The 26677-nt window shown below is 40.9% G+C and carries 26 protein-coding genes; all 26 read right to left on the reverse strand.

Features of this window, described 5'->3' with window-relative positions; all coding sequences use genetic code 11:
* The 26 genes from EHV15_RS04390 to EHV15_RS04515 all read right to left on the reverse strand — a co-directional run bounded on the left by EHV15_RS04390 (nucleotide 1) and on the right by EHV15_RS04515 (nucleotide 26604).
* Nucleotides 1–948, reverse strand: coding sequence for a dTDP-glucose 4,6-dehydratase (locus EHV15_RS04390; protein WP_128630164.1), 948 nt, complete (start codon nucleotides 946–948; stop codon nucleotides 1–3).
* A 29-nt stretch (nucleotides 949–977) separates the two neighbouring features.
* On the reverse strand, nucleotides 978–1775 hold the full coding sequence (locus tag EHV15_RS04395; RefSeq protein WP_128630165.1) for a formyltransferase family protein: 798 nt from the start codon (nucleotides 1773–1775) through the stop codon (nucleotides 978–980).
* Complete coding sequence (locus EHV15_RS04400) at nucleotides 1772–3115, reverse strand: DUF4910 domain-containing protein (RefSeq protein ID WP_246061310.1); 1344 nt, start codon at nucleotides 3113–3115, stop codon at nucleotides 1772–1774. The genes EHV15_RS04395 and EHV15_RS04400 overlap by 4 nt, the downstream gene beginning before the upstream one ends.
* Nucleotides 3116–3172: 57 nt before the next feature.
* Nucleotides 3173–4219, reverse strand: coding sequence for a pseudaminic acid synthase (pseI, locus tag EHV15_RS04405; RefSeq protein ID WP_128630166.1), 1047 nt, complete (start codon nucleotides 4217–4219; stop codon nucleotides 3173–3175).
* A gap of 15 nt (nucleotides 4220–4234) precedes the next feature.
* On the reverse strand, nucleotides 4235–5155 hold the full coding sequence (locus tag EHV15_RS04410) for a methyltransferase domain-containing protein (RefSeq protein WP_246061311.1): 921 nt from the start codon (nucleotides 5153–5155) through the stop codon (nucleotides 4235–4237).
* A gap of 41 nt (nucleotides 5156–5196) precedes the next feature.
* Nucleotides 5197–6270 carry a UDP-2,4-diacetamido-2,4,6-trideoxy-beta-L-altropyranose hydrolase gene (gene pseG, locus EHV15_RS04415; protein ID WP_128630167.1) on the reverse strand — a complete coding sequence of 358 codons (1074 nt, stop codon included), beginning with the start codon at nucleotides 6268–6270 and terminating at the stop codon, nucleotides 5197–5199.
* A gap of 43 nt (nucleotides 6271–6313) precedes the next feature.
* Complete coding sequence (locus EHV15_RS04420; RefSeq protein ID WP_128630168.1) at nucleotides 6314–7036, reverse strand: cytidylyltransferase domain-containing protein; 723 nt, start codon at nucleotides 7034–7036, stop codon at nucleotides 6314–6316.
* A 39-nt stretch (nucleotides 7037–7075) separates the two neighbouring features.
* Nucleotides 7076–8281: an acyl-CoA reductase gene (locus EHV15_RS04425; RefSeq protein WP_128630169.1), complete on the reverse strand. Its 1206-nt coding sequence runs from the start codon at nucleotides 8279–8281 to the stop codon at nucleotides 7076–7078.
* On the reverse strand, nucleotides 8278–9351 hold the full coding sequence (locus tag EHV15_RS04430; protein ID WP_246061313.1) for a LuxE/PaaK family acyltransferase: 1074 nt from the start codon (nucleotides 9349–9351) through the stop codon (nucleotides 8278–8280). Before EHV15_RS04430 ends, EHV15_RS04425 begins: the two co-directional genes overlap by 4 nt.
* Nucleotides 9351–10700, reverse strand: coding sequence for an AMP-binding protein (locus EHV15_RS04435; RefSeq protein ID WP_128630170.1), 1350 nt, complete (start codon nucleotides 10698–10700; stop codon nucleotides 9351–9353). The genes EHV15_RS04430 and EHV15_RS04435 overlap by 1 nt, the downstream gene beginning before the upstream one ends.
* Before the next feature lie 63 nt (nucleotides 10701–10763).
* Nucleotides 10764–11003, reverse strand: coding sequence for an acyl carrier protein (locus tag EHV15_RS04440; protein WP_128630171.1), 240 nt, complete (start codon nucleotides 11001–11003; stop codon nucleotides 10764–10766).
* Between the two features lie 69 nt (nucleotides 11004–11072).
* Complete coding sequence (gene pseH / locus EHV15_RS04445) at nucleotides 11073–11633, reverse strand: UDP-4-amino-4,6-dideoxy-N-acetyl-beta-L-altrosamine N-acetyltransferase (RefSeq protein ID WP_128630172.1); 561 nt, start codon at nucleotides 11631–11633, stop codon at nucleotides 11073–11075.
* Between the two features lie 6 nt (nucleotides 11634–11639).
* On the reverse strand, nucleotides 11640–12380 hold the full coding sequence (locus EHV15_RS04450) for an SDR family NAD(P)-dependent oxidoreductase (protein WP_128630173.1): 741 nt from the start codon (nucleotides 12378–12380) through the stop codon (nucleotides 11640–11642).
* Nucleotides 12381–12443: 63 nt separating this feature from the next.
* Nucleotides 12444–13742 (reverse strand): Rossmann-fold NAD(P)-binding domain-containing protein, encoded by a 1299-nt coding sequence (locus EHV15_RS04455; protein WP_246061891.1) that lies wholly within the window; start codon nucleotides 13740–13742, stop codon nucleotides 12444–12446.
* A gap of 20 nt (nucleotides 13743–13762) precedes the next feature.
* Nucleotides 13763–14152, reverse strand: a complete 390-nt coding sequence (locus EHV15_RS04460; RefSeq protein ID WP_128630175.1) for an NIF family HAD-type phosphatase — start codon at nucleotides 14150–14152, stop codon at nucleotides 13763–13765.
* The gene (locus tag EHV15_RS04465; RefSeq protein WP_128630176.1) at nucleotides 14133–14729 is read right to left on the reverse strand and encodes an SIS domain-containing protein; all 597 of its coding nucleotides are present in this window, start codon (nucleotides 14727–14729) and stop codon (nucleotides 14133–14135) included. Before EHV15_RS04465 ends, EHV15_RS04460 begins: the two co-directional genes overlap by 20 nt.
* Complete coding sequence (locus EHV15_RS04470; RefSeq protein ID WP_128630177.1) at nucleotides 14726–16225, reverse strand: phosphotransferase; 1500 nt, start codon at nucleotides 16223–16225, stop codon at nucleotides 14726–14728. The genes EHV15_RS04465 and EHV15_RS04470 overlap by 4 nt, the downstream gene beginning before the upstream one ends.
* A gap of 37 nt (nucleotides 16226–16262) precedes the next feature.
* Complete coding sequence (locus EHV15_RS04475; protein ID WP_128630178.1) at nucleotides 16263–16784, reverse strand: hypothetical protein; 522 nt, start codon at nucleotides 16782–16784, stop codon at nucleotides 16263–16265.
* 7 nt (nucleotides 16785–16791) lie between these two features.
* Nucleotides 16792–18510, reverse strand: a complete 1719-nt coding sequence (locus tag EHV15_RS04480) for a hypothetical protein (protein WP_128630179.1) — start codon at nucleotides 18508–18510, stop codon at nucleotides 16792–16794.
* Nucleotides 18511–19132: 622 nt separating this feature from the next.
* Entirely contained in the window at nucleotides 19133–19837 is a 705-nt protein-coding gene (locus tag EHV15_RS04485) for an acylneuraminate cytidylyltransferase family protein (RefSeq protein WP_128630180.1), read from the reverse strand.
* 11 nt (nucleotides 19838–19848) lie between these two features.
* Nucleotides 19849–20982, reverse strand: a complete 1134-nt coding sequence (gene neuC / locus EHV15_RS04490) for a UDP-N-acetylglucosamine 2-epimerase (RefSeq protein ID WP_128630181.1) — start codon at nucleotides 20980–20982, stop codon at nucleotides 19849–19851.
* A gap of 27 nt (nucleotides 20983–21009) precedes the next feature.
* Nucleotides 21010–21675, reverse strand: coding sequence for a TylF/MycF/NovP-related O-methyltransferase (locus EHV15_RS04495; RefSeq protein ID WP_128630182.1), 666 nt, complete (start codon nucleotides 21673–21675; stop codon nucleotides 21010–21012).
* 84 nt (nucleotides 21676–21759) lie between these two features.
* Complete coding sequence (gene neuB / locus EHV15_RS04500; protein ID WP_128630183.1) at nucleotides 21760–22803, reverse strand: N-acetylneuraminate synthase; 1044 nt, start codon at nucleotides 22801–22803, stop codon at nucleotides 21760–21762.
* A 335-nt stretch (nucleotides 22804–23138) separates the two neighbouring features.
* A complete protein-coding gene (locus EHV15_RS04505; RefSeq protein ID WP_128630184.1) occupies nucleotides 23139–24152 on the reverse strand; it encodes a UDP-N-acetylglucosamine 4,6-dehydratase family protein in 1014 nt (337 codons plus the stop codon).
* A gap of 2 nt (nucleotides 24153–24154) precedes the next feature.
* Nucleotides 24155–26017: a motility associated factor glycosyltransferase family protein gene (locus EHV15_RS04510; RefSeq protein ID WP_128630185.1), complete on the reverse strand. Its 1863-nt coding sequence runs from the start codon at nucleotides 26015–26017 to the stop codon at nucleotides 24155–24157.
* Nucleotides 26014–26604 (reverse strand): DUF8042 domain-containing protein, encoded by a 591-nt coding sequence (locus EHV15_RS04515; protein ID WP_128630186.1) that lies wholly within the window; start codon nucleotides 26602–26604, stop codon nucleotides 26014–26016. Before EHV15_RS04515 ends, EHV15_RS04510 begins: the two co-directional genes overlap by 4 nt.
* Between the last annotated feature and the right edge of the window lie 73 nt (nucleotides 26605–26677).

Raw genomic sequence — 26677 nt, forward strand, 5'->3', positions numbered from 1 at the left:
CTAATCCAACCCTCCGGATCGAATCCACTCGCGTGTCCGGGCAATACCTTCCTCCAGCGTTACCCGTGGCTCCCAACCGAGCAAACGTTTAGCTTTTTGCGAATTGCATAGCAGCTTCTGAATTTCACTCTGCGGGTGAATATGCTCCACATGCCTGATCCGCGAGCGATCGCCCGCGATAAGCAACGCCAAATCGTTGATCGCAATGTCCCGCCCCAACCCGGCATTCACAATCTCACCATTAACGGCATCGGAAAAACCAGCTGAAACAACAAAGTTTGCACAATCCTCCACATAAAGAAGATCGCGCGTCTGTGTGCCTTCTCCGTAAATGCGGAACTCTTTTCCATCCAATTCATTTTTGATGAAAATAGCAACCACGCCGCCCTCACCGCCGGTCTTCTGAAACGGACCATAAGTGTTAAATGGGCGAATGACCACGGTTGGCAGACCATAGGCATGATAATAGGAAAGGACCATATTTTCAGCGGCAACCTTAGCCCCGGCGTAAGGCGAAGCCGGTTTTGTCGGATGCCGTTCGGTGATGCCGGTGTCGTCATTACACCGATCATAGACCATACAAGTGCTCATGAATACGACCTTGGTATTATACTTGCGGCATTGCTCCAAAATATAAAACGTGCCGACCGTGTCATTATTAAACGTTGTTCGCGGGTCGTCGATCGAATCTTGGACGTTGATGGAAGCCCCGAGATGGTAGCAAATATCGAACTTATGCTGGCCAAATAAATCGCTGAGCAACGGCTCGTCCAAAATCGTTCCTTTGATAAACTGTTTAAATCCTTGGTGGCCGTGAAACTCGCGGATGTTTTCTTCCCGCCCATTGGACAGATCGTCCAAAATCCAAAGATTGTGGCCCTCATCCAAAAGGCGTTTGGCAACCCAACGCCCGATAAATCCGGCCCCGCCGGTGAGTAAGATGTTCATAGGTTAGAAGCTCCTTAAAATATAATTCTTCAAAAAGCACGTACCAGTGGAGGAGGCGTATTTCCAAGCTTCCCGTCCAAATAGAGATCTACTATATTGTTATCATATAACTCGTAAATTACACGAAGATGATATGGCTCCCAGTCCGCCGAAGTAAACAACTTACCGCTGCTCTTTTGCGGTACTTCTACGATGCTTTCACCTAAAGAAATCTTCCTTAGAATTTCTATCAGGTCAACCGCGGTTTGCTTCACGGCGTTGCAGGCCACATCATGTATCCCATCGCCGTAATTTAAATGAGGCACAGAATGATGAATAATCCCCCCACCATCCAATTTTGAAGTAAGGCGATGAATCGTCATTCCCGCCCAGTTGGGCTTCATAAAATAAAATGGCCAGAATAAAGTAGTATTCCCACGATACCAGGGAGACAAGCCGCCATGAATATTCCAAGAATACTCAGGAAATAATCTCAGCACCTCGTCATTCAGTTTATGAACCCCATAGCTGATTACAACATCGGGATCATATTTAGTAACCCAATCCATCACAGATGGCCCGTTTAATTCGGATGTATTAACGTACAGAACCGGAACAGTCCAGTTTGATAAGTCAATCTCGCCGAAGGCTTGGTGCTCCGTCCGTTCCCTATCTTCAAAGTGCCTTAAAAATAACTTCTTATCTCTCTCTTCTATGTTAGCTGGCGGCAAGGGAAGGAATTCTTCACGTTGCTCAATAATAAGAGAAGTTAAATATCCGGCATTATACAAAGTCTGTGCAAAATATAGGTGACGGGGATGTGAACCGGTTAATAACAACAGTTTCAATATAGTTCTCCCTTCTCATCAAATGGTCCCGAGATGATTTTTTTCTCCAATAATAATTTTATGATAGGTACAAGTTCTAAAATGCTGCAGCGGCACTTTTCAGCGATTTCTCTTAATGGATGCTCTCCATCAGAATAGTTGAGAATCATTAAGATCCGCGATAACTGCACTCTATTGTCATTTAATTGATTAGTCGAAAGCCCCATACCCGTTCCGGCAGCATTTAAATCAGGGTATAGCTCATGTTTATCCAGCTTGACTTCGCCAAATGGGGAATTATTGATATAATAGCCATCCCACTCCAAAGCCTCAATCAGCAGTTCTAATTCATTTACACTTTTGTGTAACGCCTCAATCATCATCGTTTCTTTAGTATCCAGAGAATTGTGATAACCGGGATAAGTTCCATAGACGCTTCTAGCCATTTGCCCAACCGGAAAGTTAAACCCTGGGGAACAGTACTGTCTCTCATCCGATCCATAAGTCGGAGTAAACGGCCTAGTATCACCCTCCAGTGCATGAAATTGATTTAAATGCTCCCACATTAAATCAATTGGAGCATCTCCTTTTCTTGACTTTTTATAGCTTAATGCTGAACTCCCGCCCAAACAGGTAAGTACAATACCACTGTAAATCTTGGACCTCATTTCTTCACCAAAACGATGCAAGTAGCTTATACTGCCAATCGTTTCGGGAAGAAAAACAAACCGATAAGTAAATCTTTTGGGACGATTAGCCAGTCGTTTATATAGAAAAGTTGATACAATGGGCCCGCTCAGCTCGTTATTCGCTAAAGAAGGATGACAAACATATGCGCTAATCAGCACTTCCTTTTTACTCTTTCCAGGCAATATAGCGTGAGAATAGTTTAATTCTCCATCTATAAATTCACTGTCGATATAAGCATGGTATTTCCCCGGCTTAAGATCTGCTCTTACTTTATGCGGGAGGCAAAATCCCCAACGTTCTTTATAATAAGATGTTACATAAGGAATAGCCTCTGGCAGTGCCGGAATGGAAAAAAGGTGCTCCTGCAATTCTTCCAATTCCATTTCCTTATTGACTGCTGTACTATAATTCAATACATGAAGATTATGATCTTTAAAATCAACGATCGTATTTCCGTCCGGTCCTTTCAATACAGCTTCATTAATAACCCATTCCTTAGGAACCGTCCAGTCATAAACTTCAGTTCCCGACTTCACTCCAAAGTGTTCAAGTGGAATATACTCTGACAAAATATTCAAAGTTTCGCGCAAACCCGTCCCGGTAATACTTCGGCATATCGGGAACAAGCGGTCAAATAACTCGTCCATTTCGGTAATCTCATTTTCACCCAAGTCCAATCAACTCCAGCCTAAACGTTTCTAACAAAAATTAATTAATATAATGAGTTACTACAATAAATCCCACGTTACAGGAGTACCCTTCTTTATATCTTGTTTAACCGTTTTCCCTAAGAGATGATCTAAATATTTCGTCGGTAATCCTAGACCTGGTCGAATAGCCTTTATATTGTTTTTTGTTAATGCTTCTCCCTTTTTTACATCTTGGGAAATATAAAGAGAACGGCGGTGTTTTAATGATGGAACCTCTCGATCCGTTGCCCCGTAAGTGATCGTACCCAATGCCTGCCAGGCCCGCTCGGACTCAACCACCAATGCTTTCAACTCATCCGGCTCAAGTGAAAAAGCGGAATCAACCCCTCCTTCAGCTCTGCTGAGGGTGAAGTGCTTCTCGATTACTGTGGTTCCAAGAGCAACGCTTGCCACTGACACGCCGATGCCCATGGTATGGTCGGAAATGCCGACTTGACAGTTGAACAGTTGCTCCATATGGGGGATGGTCAATATGTTTGTATTATTCGGTGAGGCAGGGTAAGTGCTTGTGCATTTCAACAACACGATATGCTTTGCGCCAGCCTTCCTTGCCTCCCGAACGGTTTCGTCCAACTCCGCTATAGAAGCCATTCCCGTCGATATAATAAGAGGTTTTCCCGTAGCCGCAACCTTCCGAATAAGTTGAATATCTGTATTCTCAAATGAAGCTATTTTATAGGCCGGAACATGTAAACCTTCCAGGAAATCTACCGCCGTCTCATCGAATGGAGTGCTGAAAGCAAGTAAACCTAATTCGGCGCATTTTTTAAATATGGGTTCGTGCCATTCCCACGGGGTATAGGCTTCTTGATACAAGTTATAGAGTGACGAACCACTCCATAAGTTATTGGGATCTTCGATAAAGAAATCCCCATCATGAATATCCAGGGTCATCGTATCCGCCGTGTAAGTTTGCAGCTTCAAAGCATCGGCTCCGGCTCTGGCAGCAGCTTCCACAATGGCCAGCGCCCGGTCCAGCGATTGATTATGGTTACCGGACATTTCTGCGATAATAAATGGCTTTTGATCTTTACCAATCCACCGACTACCAATTTGAAATTTCATGAATCCCACCCTGTCCTATCGAAAGTCATTAAAATGAGTAGCGACGATGGCATTTTGCGGCAAAAGGCACGGAATTTGCTCAAGGATGGGGTACGCAAGCATCCCTTCAGTTGAGTAATAAGCCGCACTCTTGAGTGCTAACGTTGTTTTTGTAATTGGACAGCACAGTATGTCTGTGTCGTTCCCCTCTTCGGTTTCACCGTGACTATCATCCTTCTGAATGATCATTAATCCCACCGGGTTTAACGGATTGAGATTCACCTCAAACAAGCGATATTCTATAACCTTGTACCCGAGCTCCTTAGCAGTACCATACAAATTTGTGACATATCCATGAGACAGCATTCGCTGTTTCGCTGCTTCATCGGCCAGTTCAAATGCAGGCTCAATCAACAGTACATATTTTCTAGCGATTCGATACAGTTCAGTCAAGGCTTCCCGTTCTCGGCCGCCATTTGGTTCAACGGCATGTATTGTGTAAACAAGATCCATTGAATTCTCTTTGACTGGCATGCAAAACATATCTCCGGTAAAGAGCTTAACATCATTAATGTTCAAACTTCTCAGGAATTTTTCCCCATATTTAATTCTGGACCAGGATAGATCAAAAGCATAAATGTCCTTGGGCCTTTGCTTTAGCCGGGTTATCAAGTTACCTAACATAACGGCTTCCCCAACCCCTGCCTCCAACATAGAATCTAACGATCCCAGGCCGTTTATTACTTCAGCAAGTTTAGCGGCAAAATCATCTCTTGGTTTGCGGTTATTATAATAACTTTGTATGTAGCTGCCCGCCTGAAAATCATAACTAATCAAAATATCAGAGGTAGAGTTAGCCTCTTCTCCTGCACTTTGCTTTAGATGTTGGATAATGTTTTTTTGCTGGTCATACAACTTTTTAATATTCTTTAGCTGTTTCAGCTTCTCCTCCATCATTGCCTCCCAATTGTCCCCATGTAATTTTGCTAATACATAAATTATAGTGCTTCGAAAAAAAGTTCTTTAATAACTTGACTTCCACTAGTCTCGGCATGGCTGTTCATCAACTCCAGGGAGCGATTGCTCATAGCCCTCATCTCCTCAGGAGCATCTATAGCTCTCCTTAAAATATCGGCATATTTATGTGAATTCATTTGTCTATATGATCCGGTGTTCCAAATAACTCCCATTTGATCGGCTAAACGCGCAGCCTCCAATTGATTATCAGCCACTACAGTGACGGATGAAGGCAGGCCGAGGTAACATCGTTCCCACATAGCGACGCCTCCGGCCCCTAGTGCAAAGTCAGCGGCGGCGATCAATTCAGCCATATACTCAATCTGTATGTGTAAAGTGAGACGATCAATCGTTTCACATTTTCGCTTAATTTCTTCTTTAAATCGGTGAGAATGACCAATCACGACATCAACCGTTAGATCGTACAGCGAAAGTTCTTTCAGCGCATCAATCGCTTTTGTCGTTTCATTGGTTGGATCACTACCCCCGAAGAACATTAGCAGTCTGTGTATTTGCCCTGTTCTTTTCCTTAATTTTCGGCGTTCTGTATAAAATGCCGGCCGAAGCAGCAGATAGGATGGTCCAAGCAGCAGTCTGCACTTATCAGGGACAAGATCACGATATCTTTCCTCCGGGTTTTTGGCTAAGTTCTGATCCAGTAGAACATTCGCATGATGCTTCCGATTAGCTAAATCATCAATAACAAGCAGTTTATCAATGTAAGGGCGGATTCTGGCTTCCCACTGCTCGTCTATTCCGTAATGATCAACAATCATCCATTTAGGCTTTACTTCTAAATTTAGAGCGATATCGGCAGTAAACTGAACATCAAACTCCATATTCTCTAAAGATAAAGGATCCTCCGTTTCCATCACATAAACATTAAACCCTCGGGCTTTAATATAATCCGCCATATGTCCTTTAAGCGCCCGGCAGATAAACAGAGGCTGATGACCATGACGTTTCAATTCATCTGCCAGAGCTAAACATCGCATCACATGCCCAGTCCCAATTTCCTCCGAAGCATCTGCTCGGATAAATACGATATCTTCCAACTACACCACCGACTTTTGTTTAATATAATTAGCCTGTGATTGTTCAGACGACTGGCTTCTGCTCCACGTGAGCATTGAGGCTAGCAAGTTCAGGACGGTCCAGCAAGTATTGAATGACCTCTGCGCTAGAGATGTAAGGATCATTAAAATGTCTTGCTACCGTAGAGATCAATGCGTAATCTTCCTCTGTATCAAGCGTGATGCGAAGCTGAGTATGCAGTCGGTTCACAGGAGGATGATACACCGTTCTGGTAAATTGCTCCCTATATTCATAAGCATAATAGGTCACATGCTCCCTATGGCGAGGCTCTTGTCCTTGCTTATCTATAACCTGCAATGCAGTATAGGAGATCGCCTCGACAGCAAGTCCCCTAGGCAAAGCAGCCCCGAGATCGACGATATCGACTTGCTCCTGCTGGATTAGACGAATCATGTCCTCCGCCATCTCCACATCGACAAAGGGGCAGTCGGCTGTGACTCGTACAACATAAGTAGGCTGGTAGGGCTGAGCCGCTTCCATATAGCGGCTTAATACGTCTTCCTCCGAGCCGCGGCAGCAGACGATCTGATGCTTGCTGCACCACTGCTCCACCGCATCATCCTGCGGTAACCTTGAAGTAGCCACAATCACTTCATCGACCCCGCGAATACTTCTGCAGCGGGATGTTACATAGAACAAATTATCGTGATCGCCTAACGGCATTAAGATTTTTCCCGGCAATCGCGTGGAACCCATCCTTGCTTGAATAACTACGATTGTTTTCATAGGCTGCGCACTTCCTTTTTTCTGCATCGTTTCAACCCATTATATAATAACAATTTCTCGCGTAAATGAGTGCAAAAAGCTTTGCCCATCCCATACCTCATGAAAGTCCAGCGCCTTGCCGATCGGGACGATACGATCAATGCCCCGAGCATGAATGAAGGCGGTCAGCTCCAGTAATTCCTCCCTGTCATAACCGAAATAGGATAACGTCTGATCCTTGTCATTCAACATGGGGACCAGATCGGACAGTTCGTTCACAGCTGTCTCCAGGAAAAAGCCGCCGCCGCAATGACGCTCTCTTACTTCCGCCGTTACCTGATTGAGCATGACCCTGGCAAAGGCAGGGCGGTTATTCATCCGGATCGCCTCTTGCTCTGCAGACAGCCATAAGCCTGTCGCCAGCTTCTGCACCTGCAGCGCCGGTAGCAGCTCCGAGGCCTTAGCCGTGTGCACTTGCTCAAGCATCTGCCAAAACCTGTCCTGCGCTCGCTCAACCTGCTCATGTTCTCCGTGCCATACGATCAGCCTAGGGGAAGAGCAGGCCATCTGATCAAACCAATAGGCATCATTATAAAACTGCTGAACGAGTTGCACAAATGCGGATTGTTCCAGTTCAATAATGGCTTGGGCTTTGATTAGTGACAGCGAGAAACGATCAGGAAACACCAGTTCACTAGCCACCGGTAAAAGTGGAATGCGGCGCACGGCCTTTACCGTTTCATCGCCTCCCCATACCACACGAACATGACAAATTCCGCTAAGCTCGGCTGTCTTTTGCTCGTTATGCTCATACGTTAGAATAACGTTCCGCTCAGCAAGCAATTGGCAAGCCGGCTGTGTCAGCTCTTCAAGGATCACTTGCAGCAAAGCATGCTGCTGCGGCTGTTCCTTGCTGGACAAGCGAATAATGTTGCGATTACCTGCCAATAGAGACAGCATCCAGGAATAAATGAAGATGGTATCCACATTAGACGGCGCAATATGGAACACGGTCCCTCGCGCTTTCATGATTCGCCCGTCTGTATCCTGCTCCCATTGCTGCTGCATGGCTTTCATATTCGCTTTGCGCATCCAAAATCCTAGAGCCACGATTTCTGGGTACTGGCGCATTTTGACAAAACGTTGAGACAAAGCTTGTACAAAATCCAGCACTACCTGGTGGAATGGAGCCAGCGGCGGTTTGCCTGACAATTGCTGCAGGGTCTGCTCCCCTTGTTCATACGGAAAGAAGAATCTCTTCGTCATGCCTCACGCCCCCCTTGTCCGAATGCATAGGTATCACTGCAGCCTCTCAGCTCAGCCTTGGGGATTCTCCCCGCCACACTGAAGTATTTTCCTTTCCAGCCGCATGGGCAATCATCTTCGCCGTGAATGACTCCAAGGTCCTCCGTTAGCAAGCTGTGACCTGGATAGCTCTTGGGCAGCAGACTCAGCACCTGAATCAGACCCTGCTGTCCATACGGCAGCGGAGCAAAGCTGATCGGGTCCCGGACGATGACGTCGGCATAATTAGGAGTGTGCAAGTGACCGTGCTCGCACTCTGCAAAAATCGAGCCTACTTGTTCGACCATACCGTAATAATTATGAATTTGGCGAATGCCTAGCACACGCCCCAATTCAGATTTGAACGTAGCGTTATCCACTGCTTCATCCTGAAGCTTCTTCCAGCCTCCGCCATGAATCAGCAAGCTATCGCCGAAATCAATTGCGATCCCCTTCTGTTTTGCTTCCAAATACACATGCTTCCAAATCATATAGGTGAATCCGAACAGCAAAATTTTGCTGCCTTCATGCTTGCTTAAAAATTGGGCCAGACCATCCCAGTCCACGGACATATCATCGTGCAGAGCATAAAAATGCTGCCTGCCAAAGTTGGCAAACCCTAATATACCCGCTCCACGGGCACTAAAGGAACGCCGATCCTTCAGCACGGATTTCGTATCCAATATAATCATCGGCAGGCGCTGAGTCCCTAGGAGCGGCTTCATGACCTCCACCAATGCCTTGGATTGTTGCGCAGCTGTCTCTTTGTCCAAATAAATTTTGGATACCTGCTGACCTGTAGTTCCACTTGAGGTTAGTACCTTCACGATGTTCTCCTGTGGAACAGAGACCAGGTCCATCAGCTTAAATAGCTGCACTGGCAAATAAGGGACTGATTCAAGAAGATGATTTTGCGGTTGGGAACCCGATTTTTCAAGCATAGCACGGTATGCCGCGTTGTTCTCTGTATGATGCAAAGTAAGCTCATATAATCCAGTCAGCAGCAGCTGCTGCTTCGCATCTTTATACAAGTCATAGGGATAGCTCATCATTATTCACCCTTTAATGCCTGATAATCAATCTTGCCATTGGCTAATCTCGGAATCTCATCTACTATAATCACTTTATAGGCTGTAGGATGCAACTTATACAGCTGATCAACATGTTGTTTGATCTCGGTAACATGCTGACTGGATTCCGTTGCAACAAGCATTTTGTCATCGTTTCCGACACAAGCTATAGGCTGTTGAAGCAGTGCCTCCAGCTTTCTTTCTACTTCATCCAGGTTGATACGAAGACCAAACAGCTTGATGAACCGCTTCATTCTTCCCGTAATCGTAAAAAATCCTTCTTCATCCACGGTAGCTGTATCGCCTGTATGCAGCACCCCACCGCACTCATCACCTTTAGCCAAATCAGCCAGCGTCTCCGCGTAGCCCAGCATGACATTGCTGCCGTAGTAGATCAGCTCTCCTGTCTCTGACGCAAGCTCCAGCCTGCCGCCGGGAATAGGGATGCCTATGGATCCTGGTTTATCCAATACTCTGTCACTAGGAATATAGGAAATACGCGGCGCAGCTTCGGTCTGTCCATACATTACGAAAAATCGCTTTCCCTGCTCCTTGGCGTACTCGCCCATAAGGCGCACCAGCCGCTCCTCGAGTCTTCCCCCAGCCTGGGTTAAGGTACTGAGATGCGGCAAATCCATCTTAAAGAAGCCTATTCGTTCCAGCATTTGATATGTAAATGGAACTCCAGGCAGGGAGGTCGCTTGCTGTTCCCGCACGAAGTTCCAAAATGTTTTGGCAACGACGCTTTCCCCGGTTAGCAGCACAGCGGCTCCAGCTTGAAAATGACTGTTCAATATCGATAATCCATATGAATAGGATAATGGCAGATTCAAAATCCCCCGCTCGCCAGCATCAATCTCCAGGTACTGTGCGATGGCCTCAGCATTGGACTGTATATTCGCGTAGGACAAGCGTACAAATTTATGACTGCCCGTAGTGCCGGATGTACTAAGCAGCACAGCAAGCTCGGAATGAATGGCTGCTCTGGAATGCTGTTCGCGATCTAATACATTGCCATTCTGACGGTATCCATCAAAGTTCAGCTCGCTCGAGACAACGATCCATTTCGGCCGGTAGGTCATAACTATATGATTTAACAGCTCTATATTAGTAGAAGCATTCAGCAGCATTACAGCCTGCTTCGCTTGCAAGGCCGCCACATAAGCGGCCACGATCTCTATTTCGTTATCACAGAGTAAAAGAATCAGCTCTTTGTCGTCAGATCGAAAGTCATACTGATCAGCCAAGGCTTGCAGCTCAGCATACGTAAGCTTGCGTTCCTCCGTAATTACGGCGTATTGTTCCCCATATTGTTGTATATTGAAAAACATCGCAATCTCCCTTTCAAGGCTGTAAAAGAATAGGGCATGGTCACTTAACCACACCCTTGATCCCTAGAACTGTACGTCGTATTTAGCTAATATCTCCTTGGCCTTGGCAAAAGAACTCATGTCCAGCACGTCATCTGTATCCAACATCGTGTCGAACACATTATCGATCTCTGCAATCAAGGTCATATGCGCAATCGAATCCCACTCAGGAATGCCATTATAGGATAATCCGTCCGTTACTTGCTCTATATCGATTTGCAGCGCTTCTGCAAAGATTTCACGCAGCTTTTGTTCATTATTCATCTCTTTACCCACCTAACTAAAGACGTATATAACATATATCGGTCTTTGCTCATGATCGTTTTATATGTATTACAGCGTAAACTGTGCAGTAAACCTATGAAATTTCTGACAGTTCTCTTTCCAAGTCGAGGCCAGCAATTCAAAGTAATGTACATCATGATAATACCCGTATTTATAAATGTGCTCCTTAAAGATAGCCGCATGTGTATATCCGTGGTGAAGATGCATTTTCATTATACCGTCATTGCCTTCCATAACTTCGGCATAGAGCTTATTTAAGCCCAACTGAAAAAAAGCAAAATTATAAAGATAAGGAAGAATATGTCCTGCTATCATTGAGTATCTTAGATCGCCAAGATAGTAACCAGATGAAGCCTTCCGGTTAATCCTATCCAAGTTATTAATGGATATCAAGCCAATTGCCGTACCCTTATATTCAATGATCCAATAATACTGGGTGTCATCCTTCGAAATAGCCTTATACCATTTCATTTGATTATCCAGATTTTTGTCAATATCGCTATACATATACCGGGTAACATGCTCGCTTGTTCGCCACTCCAATACCTGCTCCAAATCACCTTCATCCAGCTTTTTAAAGTTAATCACAAACTCACCACCATCAGCCATTAAGTATTAAATCACCATACCGCCATCCACTCCAATGACTTGCCCCGTTACGTATGTGGAGAGGTCGGAGGCCAGGAACAGAATCGTGTTAGCAACCTCCTCCGGCCTTCCCATTCGATTCATCTTGATTCCGCTCAATCGTTGTTTATACACCTCTTCGGAAAACTGCTTGGTCATATCGGTATCGATGAAGCCCGGAGCAACGGCATTGACTCGGATATTATGCACGCCAAGCTCTTTGGCTGCCGAATAGGTTGCACCGATTACGGCTGCTTTGCTTGAGGCGTACACTACTTGTCCTGCATTACCTGTTCTGCCGATGATCGAGCTGACATTGATGATCGAGCCCTGCTTTTGTCTGGTCATCAAGCGCGAAGCATACTGCATATGATAGATCACCGCTTCGATATTGATCGAGAAGCTAGACTCCATTTGCTGCTCATTCACCATGCCCAGCAGAGCATCATCCATCACGCCGGCATTGTTCACAAGCACATCCAGTGTTCCGAGGTTCTTCTTGATCCACTGAAAAGCATGCTTAATCTCAGCTGTATTACGCACATCATACGGCAAAAGATGGACCTCTGCGCTATATTCGTGTTGCAATTCTGCCTGCAGGTGCTCAAGTGCTTCCTTATTTTGCCCATTCAAGACAAGCACAGCTCCGTGCTTGGCGAATTGAATGGCGGTCTCTCGCCCGATGCCTCGTGATGCACCGGTAATAAAAGTGATTTTTTTCGCTAACATATGTCCGCCCTTCTTTTAGCTTCCCAATTAAACGACCACCCGCTCAAAGCAGATTAGTGGCCTTTAAAAGTGTTTAACTATTTCATCCACCAACTCATCTGTTGTTGCAAATGTATGTTCAATTTGAATTAACTCTTCTTGTCTATATAATTCGTGTTCCATTCCAAAAAAGTCCCTTAAGCTGCTTAACCCCGAAAAGTGATGCGGATAGACGATGATTTTTTTGCACTTACTTTGTGCGACAATATCACAAAATCCACTTCGGTATGCGATTAAATACCCGGCTTTTTCGATAACCGCAACAGCATCACGAAAGCTAAACATCACAGGTTTGGTACCTCTTACTGGTTTTTCCTCTTTTGTTCCACAATTAGTACAAACTATATAATTCTTGTTTTTTAAATGTTCCGCGACCTTTTCCCATAAATCCCACCTTATTTGAGGTATACTGTTTGCGTAAGGAGCCAGTATAACCGTGTTATGTTCTCTAAGCTCGTATTTATCGAATACTTCTTGTACGACCTCTCCCCTATATTCATGCTCGGGTCTGACTATGGTATCTTCAGGTGTTAATCCAAGTAGTCCATGTTTCATTATATCTAGAAATGTTAAACCTCTATAGCCATCAATATATTGATAGGTCTCCAAGTGAGAGATGTATGGATTAATCACTTTTATTTTATGGGGCAGAAAGTTAGCATATGCAGCCAGCTGAGCACTTTCATCCCAGGATAACTTTTCGATATGTTCAATGTTAAATAGCTTTGCGGAAGCTTCACAGGCATTTCCAATTACAGTTAGTACTATGGGTTTATTACTCGTGCTACTCATTTTTTTAGCATATGCATCCAAGTAGGAGGCAATTATATAGACATCGCCATTGGGGCGGACAGGCGCCATGACAATGATAGTGTCACCATATTTTTTTTTGATTCTTTGATAAACGCTCAGACCACACTTCACCGTTTCTTTTGCATTTTGAAATGCATCAATTGATGTATCAAATTTCACATTTCCACTTAAGTTAAGCATTTGTAAAATATGAATTTGGTTCTTATAACCCATCTGTTCTAATTGTTGTTTCATTTCATCATAATATTTGGAAGCTATCATGATTAATGCATTTTCTTTAAAGTTGCTAAGCACCTCTTCCGGAGAACTGATTGATATTTCCATGAAATGTTTCCCATGCAATAAAGTATTATTATCTATGACAGCATCTACCTTTATATTTTGTTTCTCGAGGTAGTTAATCATTACAGTGCCCGGGGCATTTGCTCCAAATATGACAATATACCTATTATCAAATATGCCCTTTTCCATTAAAGCTACCAACATATCCAGAAGCTTCTGTAGCAGCATACCTTCCAAAGCTATTCCCCCTATAGCTTATCATCAATGATAAATGCAGTAGTTAAAAACTCATCTCGTTTTGTATTAATCGCATAGGCTGTGCTTAAACCGGAATTTTTTCGATCATTAATCAGAATTCTTTCTCCATGCGGAGCATCAAAAATAATATGATTGAATCTAATTCCGTTCTCGATTAAAAAGGCCACTGTATTATCCTTCCACTCTGCAGCACGCGCTGTAATAATAAGAACGAAATCATTGTCAGAGATTTGTTTGAAGAACTGTGCTACTCCAGGCAGCAGCGAGTCCTTGCCATCCATTTTATATCCATTATGTTTCACAAGGGTCCCGTCCAAATCGAAGATCCAGGTTTTTCCTAGAGGTGAAAGATATACAGTTTCAAATTTTTGATAGCTCACCTTTTAGCACCTCCCCAATGTGGCCCCCTGGATGATTTCGTTTGAAGTCTTCAAGCTGCAGGTTCTGTTTTTCAGCGATTTGCATAACTAAGGCCTGCAAAATAATGAGATTAAGCGTAGTAGAGTTGTTTGGCATGATATTCCACATATCGCCCTCATGCTCCAAGTGAATTATGAGTTTATTTTTGATTGCTCTTGCTAAGGTGCTCTCTGCTTCAAAAGTCATCAACCATAGGTTTATCTTTCTTTCTTGAAGCAATCTGGTTAAATAAATCGATTCCGAGGTTTCTCCGCTCTTTGTTAATATAATGACTAAGTCCCCATCCTTCACTACCCCCATGTCGCCGTGAATAGCAGAATTCGTATGAAGGAAGCAAGCGTTTAATCCTAAGGATACCATGGATCCGACAAATTTATCGCAGATAGATACATTTTTACCCAAACCGGATACGACCAGCTTATTGCCTTGATTGAGCGTAGTAACACAATCGTTGACAAGTTGATTGAACGTCATTTCATCCAAGCCCTCGATGGCACTTGAGATGGTCTTAAGCAGGCTCTCAAAATATGCAATCATAGTACTTCCTCCAAATAATACAATCCGTTATAAAAAGCTCCACAAATTGAATCATAGTCTTCCCATGCATAGGTTGTTAAGGAAAGCCATATAACAGCATGAATTAATTTTATTTGTCTTTCTGTAACCTCGTTCCCAAGAAGTTTGAAAAATTGTGCCTCTAATGCTTCCCATCCATTTGAAGCAATTCTTAATTCAACTTCTCCTTCAACAAAACTTAAATTGAAATTTTTAATATTAAATTGGTCATAGTTTCCTACAAGCGAATAATATAGCTTTGCCCAGTCATATGCCGCGTCACCGTAATACTTAGTAAATCCAAAGTAACCGCGAGGATCTAGTAATATTGGGCGATGGTGCTCGTCCAGCATTAAATTGGAGAAGGTACAGTCCCCGTGCAAGAGCCGAAACTCTGTAGCTTCCAATTGACTTAACCGCTCCTCTAGTTTATTTTGATAAAAGTATACATTTTTGCATTTTCTTCCATTAATAACGATATAGTCCTGATTTGCGAATGGTATCAGATCTCTCACTTGTGATAACCTATCGAATGTTTTGGTTATATATGCTTCCTTCATGCTGAAATAATCGGTTTCTTGTTTTCCTAAACTATGGAGTTTTTTTATTTCCATAATGATATTCTCTAGAATAGACTTTTTTTGCTCAAATGGCAGTTCTTTATATTCATAGATGTTTTGACCTTTTATTTTCTCCATGGTAAAAGGTTCATAGCTATAAATTTTAGGCACACTCGTATAACCGACCTGTTCAATCAGTTGATACCATGCTTTCTCTTTTCTGGCTAAATGCTGTCCTTGTTGATCAATTCCAATTTTGGTAACCCGATCACCTGCAATTATTAGTTGATTAAAAGGACGGCACTTTGGAACTTCTAGCTTTTTGTACTCAGATAATAGACCGTATTCTTTTGATTTGTATAAAGGAAGTTCTTTAAAGATAATACTCTTTCCGCCCAACCATCTTACAAATTCACCTTCCTCTGGAACATCTCCAAGCATTTGTTTGTTAGAGAAAACAAATAATCCAGCGACTCCATGCTCCTCTGACGGTTCTTCTTGAAACTGATGATTTTCGTACTTCCAGCGACATCTGAAATCTTTTGAAATACCAATATAATCGCCTGACTCAGGTAAAATAAATTCCTCGGATAGTACTAAATCCGACCATATCAGCATGAATGGCTTGTTATTCGGAATGAGCTTTAAAGAATCGGAAATTCCAGATAGTGTCCCATGTCTTCCTTGAGAATTTATTAGGATATATTGAATATCGGCGAAGACCTTCAAGTATTCACGTAAAACATCGTATTTATAATCTCCAATAATAATATACTTTTTATCGGGGAACTTACGAAATAAATGAAAAAGCATCGGTAAATTATTAATAGGAACTAAACATTTTGGCTTATTTATGGTCAAATGCTCCAATCTTGTTCCTTTACCGCCAGCTTGAACAATAATATAATCACAATTCATATCAGCAGCTCCTCATCAGTAATTCCTTGCTAACCCATCAGGATAGGTTAAAGAAATCTTTTAACGCTTGATTACTCCCTAAAAAGCTTATGGGCTGCTCTTGTTTGAATTCACGAAGCTGGTAAATCCCTAAGGAGATTATTTCCTCAAGTGTAATACCACGAATATTAAGTAGATTGCCTAATGTACGTCCTGAAAAATTATCTAGAGAGACGATGATTAACTTGTTCGTGAACATGTACAATCTGTAGAAATTCAGTAGCGAGTCTATATCATCGTTATTAAATAAGTAGCAGTGAGTTACTTTATCAGTGAAGTAATCATATGCTTTCTGCACTGTTCCATCACTGGTAACAATAACGGTTTTGTTTGCTCTTTTGTTATTAATAAATTGATTTAAGTACAGCAAGCCGTAATAATTGATATTGGGCTGGTCGCTAGGGAACAATACTACATAGTCCTGCAAATCCAACTGATTGTCTTCGACTAGTCCCAACCATAGCCTTCTTCCTTTTTCCGCCATGCTAAACTGGATGTCTAGTTGTTTTGTTATATCCATATCGACGTTACTCCCAACTCTCTATTATTCTTTGCTTGGAAGATTTCTTGAGCAGATTTATAAGGAACTCAGCATATTTTTTTCTGATCTCTTCTGCTGATGTTTGTTTAGGTCTATTATCTTCATTAAAGGATGTATGAACTGCCTGATTAACAAGTACCTGCAGCTCTTGGCTATTGCTATACTCGTATGGCATAGTTACTTTTTCGGATTTGGTAAAAACTCGAAATCCCCCATCTCGAATCTCGTCCAATAATGTCGATTCTCTCCCTATAAAAAAAGCATAATCATCGTAGTTACAATTGTTCGCATAAACATTCTTGTCAAAATGAGAGAGAATGCTATCCTTCGGATTTATTTTATTTAATGGGTGGTACCTGATGTCGTATTTCAATCTGAATATATCTGCGACAAGCTCTGCATCATTAAGCAACTCATTTACTTTGTTCAAATGATCAAACACCTTGCCCGGACAAACGATTAGAAATTTTTTTAGACTTGTTGAGGCAGTATTATTTTTTTCAATTTGCATCGGATTACCTAATACGATAACTTGAGTATCCTCTTTTTCATACACGTTAATCAGATCATGTTTTGCTTTTTGATTCCAGACGAGATAATAATCGCTTTTCAGTGCAAATGTGTATAGATGTGGATGAAACCGCTCGTTGGATGTAGCATCTGTATAATTCCCATGTTGATATACAACATCGACAGCACCCTGAAGTTTGCCCATTTGGAACAAAAGGTTTTCTTGTTCGTAATATGGGAAAATGGAAAGCATGACCTTACAATTGATGCGCAATACGTCAATATAAAAATCAATCAACTGAATATAGTAGTTGATTAGATAGCTCATCCAGTCTTTCTCATCATTTGTCAAAATAAAAAAAGCAACTTCAAGCTCTTGAGTAATACGCTTAACCCAATATTGTTCATCTCTGCTGAAGGAAAATTTGAACTTATATGTTCTTCTTGGAAGTAGATGAATGTTTACATCCATATCACTATAGGTAATGATAGTTATATCAGAGGTAATATCATTGACTATCGATCGCATTCGATTTACATGATCTATTCTTGGACGTGCGAACATTGGAACTAGAATATCTCCATTTCCGCGCAGGTCATATGACTCAGATATTGGAGGGTAGTGTAAAGAAACATCACTTTCAAAAAGATACACATACTCCAGTAGAGTAGAGACATTTGCGGCCAACACCTGTCGCAAATTAATACCACGATATATCAAGGGTATTGAGGCATTGAACCAGCGGCTAAATAATTGCCTGCAATTTAAGGGCTGTTTTGCCACATTTTGATATCTGAGTTTACGCGTAAAACAATTAAGTTCTGCATCTACGGAATAAGTACTGGGAAAGGGAACCGATAATTTATGCTCGTTGTACAACTCACGGAACTTAGTATCCTTCATTAGCTCAAATAAGGTATAAATAGCCGACGCTTCCACCCCTAACGCTAACAGTTCAATAAAAATGCCGTAATAGTCGAAAGGGAAAATTAGTATTTTATACTGCGAGAGATCAATCCTCTTCAGATGTTTTGATCCGATGACATAGAATCCATCATTAGTGCCCCACTTTTGAGGGTCATTATCAACAACTATACTACAATTAATATCGACAAATTTACTCACAATCTTAAACGCCTGACCGTAACCATATGCAACAAAACGATGTTCTGATAATTCCTTCAAAATATCCATATCGCAGTTCACTCACCTTAAGTTAATTGATCATGATGGATTATTGGTCGAGGTGACTATTCTTTCATAGATTTCATAGTATTTCACCGCATCATGAATACTAAGCAATGGTGATTTTCCGTTGCCCTGATTCAGGAACGCGTTCAACTCACCAAAGAAACCTGACTTATATCTCTGATCTAAGCTATCATCGTCACGACTTCTTCTTCAATTAGTTTGCCAATCCGTTGCACTTTGAGTTTTTCCAGAGGTTTTAATATGTACCGAGATTGATCGGTCATTAGATCCAACTTCCAGCTTCAAGATGCTGACCAATTAGCATGATATGAGAATAGGACGTCATTTTCTGTAATCCCAGCACCTAAAAAATACTAAAATAAATTCTGATTTTTGATTCTGAGTTAACAATATGGCTCCACTCAGTGAATTCAAAAACGAGCTTAAGGCCGTCCTCTTGTAAGATTACTTCAATGACGCTGGAATAAAAACTTCTATTGTATGCAATAAATACTTTGCAACTATAAGTCGATGCCATTTCTGCGATTCTCTTAATCCTTGACTTGGCTTTTCAAGGAATATGTACTTAATTCCACTTCTTATCAAAAACAAAGCACTAGATGATTTAAATATTATTCTTTTCTCTCAAAGATTGTATTTGAATAAATTTATTAAGGTCTTCCTCTGTATCTATATCTAGATCATACGCCTTATCCATAATGTATGGATACTCATTATCATTCAAACTAATGTCATAGTTTAATATGTCACTTACCTTGTTAATATAAATCGCTCCATTAACCTTATAAAACGTACTTAAGTCCTGTCTTCTAATGGTACTATTTGTGTTTAAAATTGAATTCAGTTTACCATTAGCATCTAGACTTCTCATAAAAACAGGATGCTCACTGACCTTAGTTACACTAATGATGCTTTCTCGTTGTCCAGGAACAATTAATTGTATGGCCTCATCTATATGATAGGGAAGTCGTAATGGTTGTGTAGGCTGTAATAAAACTACATAGTCGAATTTCTCATAGTTAAGCAGCTTAAGCGTGTGCCTTAACGTATCAATAGTTTTAGCCTCATCAGTGGCAAGTTCTCTGGGTCTAAGTTCAGGAACGCTTATCCCCCTAGCCACACAAAGCTCTGCTATCTGTAAACTGTCTGTGGAGACATATACCATATCAATATAACGTGATTGTCTTGCCGCAGTAATGGTATATTCAATGAGTGGCTTTCCACATACATCTACTATATTTTTATTAGGGATGCCTTTACTACCACCACGTGCTGGAATTATGGCTATTATCTTTTTGTTCTGGAACATGGTATAACCTCCTACAGCAAGTCTGAGAACTTCTTTTGGATACGTGTTTCCCACAGATGAGGATTCTTAACAATCTCCATAAAGCGTTCAGCACTATCTCCCCATCCAAAAGAACTTTTAGCTTGAAAGATATTATGACTAGGAACATTTTTTATGGCAAATAATATTTCCTCTCGATTCTCATGAACATGCTGAATGAGGATTTCCTTCTCATGATCATATCGCCCATTCTGCCGATTACCAATATCAATGGCTGGCGTCCCATACACAACTGATTCTCTAATGCCAGCGCTGGAGTTTCCAATAACAAATTGAGCATATTTCATCAGAGTTAAAAAATATTCAAAGCGGATGGAGGGAAAAACTGCAAAACTAGGATTACCTTCCAAGCTTTTATAAGCCTCAATAATAATATCACTGCCTAAATCATTATTTGGATAAATAACAACGTAATTTTTTCCAGAAAGTAAAAGCGCATCTATGAGTGACTGAATATTTTTACGCAAATGCTCATATTCAGTAGTGACAGGATGATACATAACAATACCATATTCCTTAAATCCAATGTTATATCTCTGCTTTACAACTTCGAGAGAAGGTAAACTTTTCGAGTACATAATATCTATTTCTGGAGAGCCGATGATATATATATTTTCGGAGTTCTCACCTAGCTGCATTATCCTCTTCTTAGATTCTTCATTACTTACAAAGTGAACATGAGCAAGCTTAGTAATTGCATGACGTATTGATTCATCTATCGTTCCGGAGACTTCGCCTCCTTCAATATGTGCAACTAAAATATTATTGAAGGATCCTACAATTGCTCCAGCAAAGGCTTCCAAGCGATCTCCATGAACAACAATCATATCCGGTTTTATTTCGGCAATGTAGTTACTAAGCCCACTTATGGTATTGCTTAATGCCAGGTCCATTGGCGTATTTTGACTTTGATTAATAAATTGATATACTTTTCTAAAACCGTCTTTTTCAATCTCCAACCACGTAGAACCGTATCGTGAAAGCATGTGCATACCTGTTACAAATAAATGCAGCTCTAACTCTGGATCAACTTTAATTTTGTTCATAAGCGACTTGAGTTTGCTGTAATCTGCGCGAGTTCCCGTTAAGAAAACCATCTTTTTCATGTAGAATACTCCCCAGTGCCCCTATTATTACTTTTTTATCAAGAATGATGGTTTTGTATGACTAAAGGTGAATTTTTGCAACTTATGCTCTTTACCCGCAAAAAACTCATCCACTGCTCTAGTCTCCCCTTCAACAGTTCCATAATCATCAAAAACAATAACGCCACCTGGAACCACTCTATTGTAAAGCAACTCCAATGCAAAAATAGAAGGTTCATACACATCTGTATCGATATGTAATAGTGATATTTTAGTATGTGGATTTTCTTTTAAAAAAACTTCAAGTGTCTCTAAAATGTTTCCTTCAACTAGCTCTACATTCTTTACATTTTTCAGTTCTAAACTTTTATACAAATCATCTTTTGATAAAAACTCTCCTTGGAATTGCTCATTCCACTCATATATGAATTCCTTATCACTTTCAAACGCGGAGCTTGAAGGAAATTCACCAAACACATCAAAACCAATAATTTTCCGAGAATTCTCATTCTCTAATAATTCTCGAAAAGAAGCAAATTGAATCAAAGAGTTACCTTTAAAAACTCCTAATTCTATAATATCCCCAGGTAACCCTAAAATTTTTTTATACAATTCATAGTGAGCCAGAAAATTCCCTATTCTATAGATGTCTGAAGTAAGCATAAACCCATTTTCATAATCGAAAGCTTTATCTTTATCATATTTAAATATCATGCTTAATCCTCCAAAAATAAAATTCTATTCGCTGCATGTTTAAGATATTAGACACCAACCGCTTCCAATTATTATTTTGAAAAATCAATCTAATATATCACTAAATTTTAGATGTTCATCTTTCTGAATAGTTCGATTCACTCTTTTTCCTAACACATCATTAAAATGCTCTGCCTTTATTTCACCCGTACCAGGACGTTTTACCCAAATATTATCCGCATTTAAAATTTCGCCTTCAGCGATGTTCTTAGTGGCAACTACTGTAGCAAAAGCAAAATCAATAGTAACCATTTCTTCCTGGGCCGCCTCCTTATTACCACCTCGCATGAGTGCAATTTCCTTAGCTCCTTGAATAAGTTCACGCAATTGGTGAGTGTCCATGGAACAAACGATATCTGGGCCCGGTCGATCTTTATGATCCGTAAAATGCCTCTCTAATATCGAGGCCCCTAGTGCAGCAGCTGCCAAACAAGCATTGTTATTTATAGTGTGATCTGATAAACCTATTACTGCATTAGGGAAAGTTTCTTGAAGTTGCTGCATGCCGCCTAATCTCACTAGGTGAGCAGGTGTAGGATAGACATTTGTACAATGAAGTAATGCATAAGACACATCATACTTTTCCAAAATCCCAACTGCTTTTCGAATACTTTCAATATTGTTCATGCCTGTTGATAGAATAACCGGTTTACCAAATTGAGATATATGTTCTATTAAAGGGTAGTTATTACATTCTCCTGAGCCAATTTTATATGCTGCGACATTCATTTTCTCTAGCCGATTAGCCGCTGCCCGAGAAAAAGGAGTACTGATAAAGATCATTCCCTTAGATTCTACATAGTTCTTTAATTCTAATTCATCAGCTTCACTTAAAGCACAACGTTCCATAACTTCATATATAGATACATTCGTATTTCCCGGTATTACCTTTTTAGCCTCGGCGCTCATTTCATCATCCACAACGTGCGTTTGATGTTTAATTATCTCAGCGCCTGCATTGTAAGCTGCATCCACCATTTCTTTTGCTACTTCCAGAGATCCTTCATGATTGATTCCAATTTCAGCAATAACAATTGGAGGATAGTCCTCACCTATAACTCTTCCATTAATGTTAATATTAGGTTTCATCTGTAATCACGTTCCTATTTCTATTGTTTTTTTGACGAATAATTAGACGAAATTACAAAAGTTAAACGAATGCAGTTTTCTAACGTTATCTAATATATCGGCACTTTACTCTGCTGAGTAGAGAATTTATTTATTGGTAATTGATCCCACAATCAACGATATAAGCTGAAAACCGCTAAGATCTAAACAAAGAACCGCTATCAGAATGGAGCCGCAACCCGCTCATCTCACCGAACACGATTCCTTTGTCCACCAACAAGTATACCTTGTCCGGTATTTATGGATTTTCGTTGACGCATGCTAAACTGGGAATAGAATACCCTTTATATCGTTCATCAGACCAAAGCCCTTGATCGTATTAGCAACTCTGTTACCTCATCAAATTCCAATGTTTTTTGATCCTCTGAACTATACTTTCCATCTTTAACCGGTTTTGAATTTGGATAAATTCCTTTTTTAACAAATTCATTTGGAATGACAAACATTTCTGCTAGTTCTCTTGCCCGTTTTCCCTCATCTTCCGTCATAAGTTCCTCATACATTTTTTCACCGGGCCGCAAACCAATTTCTTCAATCTCTATTTCTTCAGGAGTAATTCCTATTTTTTTTGACATTTCTAGAATCACAGCATTTATTAGATCTTCCAATCTAACTACAGGCATTTTTAATACAAAAACCTCTCCACCTTGAGCGTAATCTGCAGCTTTAAGGGTTAACTCAGTAGCTTCCTCCATAGTCATCATAAAACGAGTCATATTTTTGTGAGTAACTGTAATTTTACGTTTAGATTCGATCTGCTTTTTAAAAAGTGGTATGACAGAGCCTCTTGATCCCATAACGTTTCCAAAACGCACAGCTGCAAATGTGGTATTGGCTGAACCCGCTTGGTATTGTGCAGAAGAAATTAGACGTTCGGCCATTAATTTAGATGCACCATAAGTATTTGTTGGAGCAATGGCTTTGTCTGTACTCACAAAAATGACTTTTTTCACTCTAGCTTCCAATGCAGACTGTATCACATTTTGCGTACCGATTATATTTGTTTGTACAGCTTCAAAAGGATTATATTCGCAGGCAGGGACATGCTTCATAGCAGCACAGTGAAAGACATAATCTACGTCCGCCATGGCCCGGGACAGCCTTTGCTCATCTCTTACATCACCTATCAAGAAACGCAACTGTTGAGCATACTGCTGCAACTCCTGCGCCATTTCAAACTGTTTGAATTCATCTCTGCTAAATATGCGAATAACACCGGGTTCTTCCTGCAACAAACGTCTAACAAGATGTTGACCAATTGTCCCAGTCCCCCCGGTTATTAAAATTTTCTTACCTTTATATAAACTCACGGCTATTCCTCCTGTTGATGCAATAGATCCATGCGATGAAGAGCATGTTGGATATAATTAGTCATTTGGGGGTTAAAAGAGATCAGTTCATCTACTAATTTGCCTAAGTGCTCTATAATTAATGAGGCTTTCGTGAATGGATTCGTTGCGTCAACGATCTTGGGAACAAATCTCATATAGTGGTTGATATGATGAGCCAGTCCAAAACTATGAAAATACTTAAAGATGTCTTGATCAGTTATTGATTGCCATAGCTTATTGACTTTCAGCAAATTTTTGTTTAAATTATTTGCGTTTTTAGTTTTTACATTTTTGGCCATCGAAATCAATTCTTGCTTTATCTTAGTCAAACTTTTATCCAGTGTTTGGGCTTCGCTTAATATATGATTCATTTTCTTCGAAACTTTCTCACTTAAGTTTTCTTCCGTTACTGGCATGGCATTTAAACGATACAAAGCAGGCACCTGGTTTGCTGGCAATACCTTTATGATGCGCTCAAGGCTTTCCCACTCTGCACCTTTTATTTTCGCTCCCTTGGAGGAAGTATTTGTAAAACTCATTCCATTAAGCTGTAAAACAGAGATAATATTTTCTATATTCTTGCGGGTAATCGTCATAACCGCATTGGTGGGATTCATACCGCCAGATACGTTTTCTACAAATTCCGTTGCACTGCTTAGAGCGTTGGTCAATCCTTTTTCTGACGCATGATTAGCTCCAGCGCTATAATATTTTTGATCAGGGAAAGATAAATCCTGCCCAAGTAAAATGATATCCTTTGCGCCCATATAAGCCGCTAATTGTATGGCTGTTCCAGTGACTGACGCAGTTGGTTTAAATGAGGGGCCCATATCCTCTTCCAACAAGTATTGACTTATCGTATCACCTTCAAAAGTGGCATGAAACATCTCCAATTGATACATGTCTTGGATTTGAAAATGACTATGATTGACAAAGATAAGGGGAGTACGCCCACGATCTATATTATTAAAAACTTGTAAATTGGGACTACCACCATCCATTGTTACTATAAAATGCGGATCAACGTGATGGTGCTGCAAAATCTGAATACTGGAACCGGCTGCAATCAGAATGCATTTTTGTTTCAATTGCTCAAGTAAATGAATATCTTCTTGTAATGATGGACCGGAACCGATAACCGCCACTGCCCCTTTGTTGTTAATTCCTTTAAGAGCGGCTATAGATGGATTTACAATACAATGGGGGATATTATAAAGGATGTTCCGCACCCATTCCATTTGATATCTTTGATAAGTTTGAAAGTTTGACTGGCTATTGAGAACTCCGTGTTTAATCACTTCTTCTAATTGATTAAACGTTTCTTTATATAGCCGTCTGTATATTTGTGCAGCGATCAGTGTAATTGTTCCGGACAACTGTCCACTGATATAATCTGCCAGCTCTGAAAGGACTAGCTCATGTTCTCCCAAAGCCACCATCTTAACACGATCATTGTCTAACAATCCACTAACATCCTGGTTTCGTAACATGCTATGGAATACATTTATATCAGGCTCATATACAATGATCTGTTTAACCTCGGTCTTTTCCAATACAGCTTTCAAAAAATGGCCCATTCCCACTCCAAACAGCAGTAAAGGCCCTTCATTATCTGATTTCCCATCCATCGTTGCCTGAACCCATCTAACAGCTTCCACTTCGGCATTATATTTGCTATGGAAAAAGTATTCTACGTCATCTTCTTGCCGTTTCAGATTAAACTCATTGTTCTTCGTGCAAACGACTTCATATCGTTCCAGATCCGGAACATTGTGATCAATAACCCGGGCCAACTCGGGATATTTGTCTTGTAATATCTGTTCGTTAGCTTCCAACAATTTCATGCTGACACCTTTTCTTTATATTGTGAATGATAGTTTTCGAGAGCAGGAATGATTTCGTATTCCAGTACATCACTTACTCCTACAAAATCATCTTGTTGGATATTGGTATGCATAACGCTAATATATTGATTTACTGAAGTAATTTCGGCAAGATACTCCGGAAGATTCTCTGTTTCCTCCATATAAAGTTTAACATTTAAAGCAACTGCACTGCTTACCCATTCCAGCCCCTGCACAAGTTGGGACAACAAACCTGCATTTTCCTGATTAAGTCCACCATATAACTGGTTAGCGACACTTTTGGCCGCTGGAATGAATCGGCTGAGATATTGGTCTAACTCTTGTTCAGTAGACACTATACTTTCCAATCTCGACAAGGTATTAATATTAACGCACTGTATTTGATCCACATTAAGAAATAAATATTGTTCGTATCCGTCATAAAAGATTTTGCCGTCAATCTCAACGCAGTGGATAAGCTGCCCGGTTTGAAAAATAGAGCCCGTCGCCTCTTTCCACCATTTATCAAGCTGCTCAATCGATCCGTCAATGACTTGTTCCTGCTGCTGGTTAATCCTTACCTTCAATTCACTCACGTCCTTATTCATGTATACCTAATATATCGGAATAAACATAGTGGATTTGTATAGGTAAAATAAA

The sequence above is a fragment of the Paenibacillus oralis genome, from assembly GCF_003863965.1.
Taxonomy (GTDB): Bacteria; Bacillota; Bacilli; order Paenibacillales; family Paenibacillaceae; genus Fontibacillus; species Fontibacillus oralis.

Bases quoted from the DNA above. Each gene is read 5' to 3' on its own strand.
- EHV15_RS04430 (WP_246061313.1), bottom strand. From the start codon at position 9,351: ATGATGAGCTATCCCTATGACTTGTATAAAGATGCGAAGCAGCAGCTG.
- EHV15_RS04435 (WP_128630170.1), bottom strand. From the start codon at position 10,700: ATGTTTTTCAATATACAACAATATGGGGAACAATACGCCGTAATTACG.
- EHV15_RS04470 (WP_128630177.1), bottom strand. From the start codon at position 16,225: ATGAATTGTGATTATATTATTGTTCAAGCTGGCGGTAAAGGAACAAGA.
- EHV15_RS04510 (WP_128630185.1), bottom strand. From the start codon at position 26,017: ATGAAATTGTTGGAAGCTAACGAACAGATATTACAAGACAAATATCCC.
- EHV15_RS04420 (WP_128630168.1), bottom strand. From the start codon at position 7,036: ATGAAAACAATCGTAGTTATTCAAGCAAGGATGGGTTCCACGCGATTG.
- EHV15_RS04390 (WP_128630164.1), bottom strand. From the start codon at position 948: ATGAACATCTTACTCACCGGCGGGGCCGGATTTATCGGGCGTTGGGTT.
- EHV15_RS04480 (WP_128630179.1), bottom strand. From the start codon at position 18,510: ATGGATATTTTGAAGGAATTATCAGAACATCGTTTTGTTGCATATGGT.
- neuB (WP_128630183.1), bottom strand. From the start codon at position 22,803: ATGAAACCTAATATTAACATTAATGGAAGAGTTATAGGTGAGGACTAT.
- EHV15_RS04485 (WP_128630180.1), bottom strand. From the start codon at position 19,837: ATGTTCCAGAACAAAAAGATAATAGCCATAATTCCAGCACGTGGTGGT.
- neuC (WP_128630181.1), bottom strand. From the start codon at position 20,982: ATGAAAAAGATGGTTTTCTTAACGGGAACTCGCGCAGATTACAGCAAA.
- EHV15_RS04475 (WP_128630178.1), bottom strand. From the start codon at position 16,784: ATGGATATAACAAAACAACTAGACATCCAGTTTAGCATGGCGGAAAAA.
- pseI (WP_128630166.1), bottom strand. From the start codon at position 4,219: ATGAAATTTCAAATTGGTAGTCGGTGGATTGGTAAAGATCAAAAGCCA.
- EHV15_RS04465 (WP_128630176.1), bottom strand. From the start codon at position 14,729: ATGATTGCATATTTTGAGAGCCTGCTTAAGACCATCTCAAGTGCCATC.
- EHV15_RS04450 (WP_128630173.1), bottom strand. From the start codon at position 12,380: ATGTTAGCGAAAAAAATCACTTTTATTACCGGTGCATCACGAGGCATC.
- EHV15_RS04410 (WP_246061311.1), bottom strand. From the start codon at position 5,155: ATGATGGAGGAGAAGCTGAAACAGCTAAAGAATATTAAAAAGTTGTAT.
- EHV15_RS04440 (WP_128630171.1), bottom strand. From the start codon at position 11,003: ATGAATAATGAACAAAAGCTGCGTGAAATCTTTGCAGAAGCGCTGCAA.
- EHV15_RS04425 (WP_128630169.1), bottom strand. From the start codon at position 8,281: ATGACGAAGAGATTCTTCTTTCCGTATGAACAAGGGGAGCAGACCCTG.
- EHV15_RS04455 (WP_246061891.1), bottom strand. From the start codon at position 13,742: ATGCTGCTACAGAAGCTTCTGGATATGTTGGTAGCTTTAATGGAAAAG.
- EHV15_RS04495 (WP_128630182.1), bottom strand. From the start codon at position 21,675: ATGATATTTAAATATGATAAAGATAAAGCTTTCGATTATGAAAATGGG.
- pseH (WP_128630172.1), bottom strand. From the start codon at position 11,633: ATGGCTGATGGTGGTGAGTTTGTGATTAACTTTAAAAAGCTGGATGAA.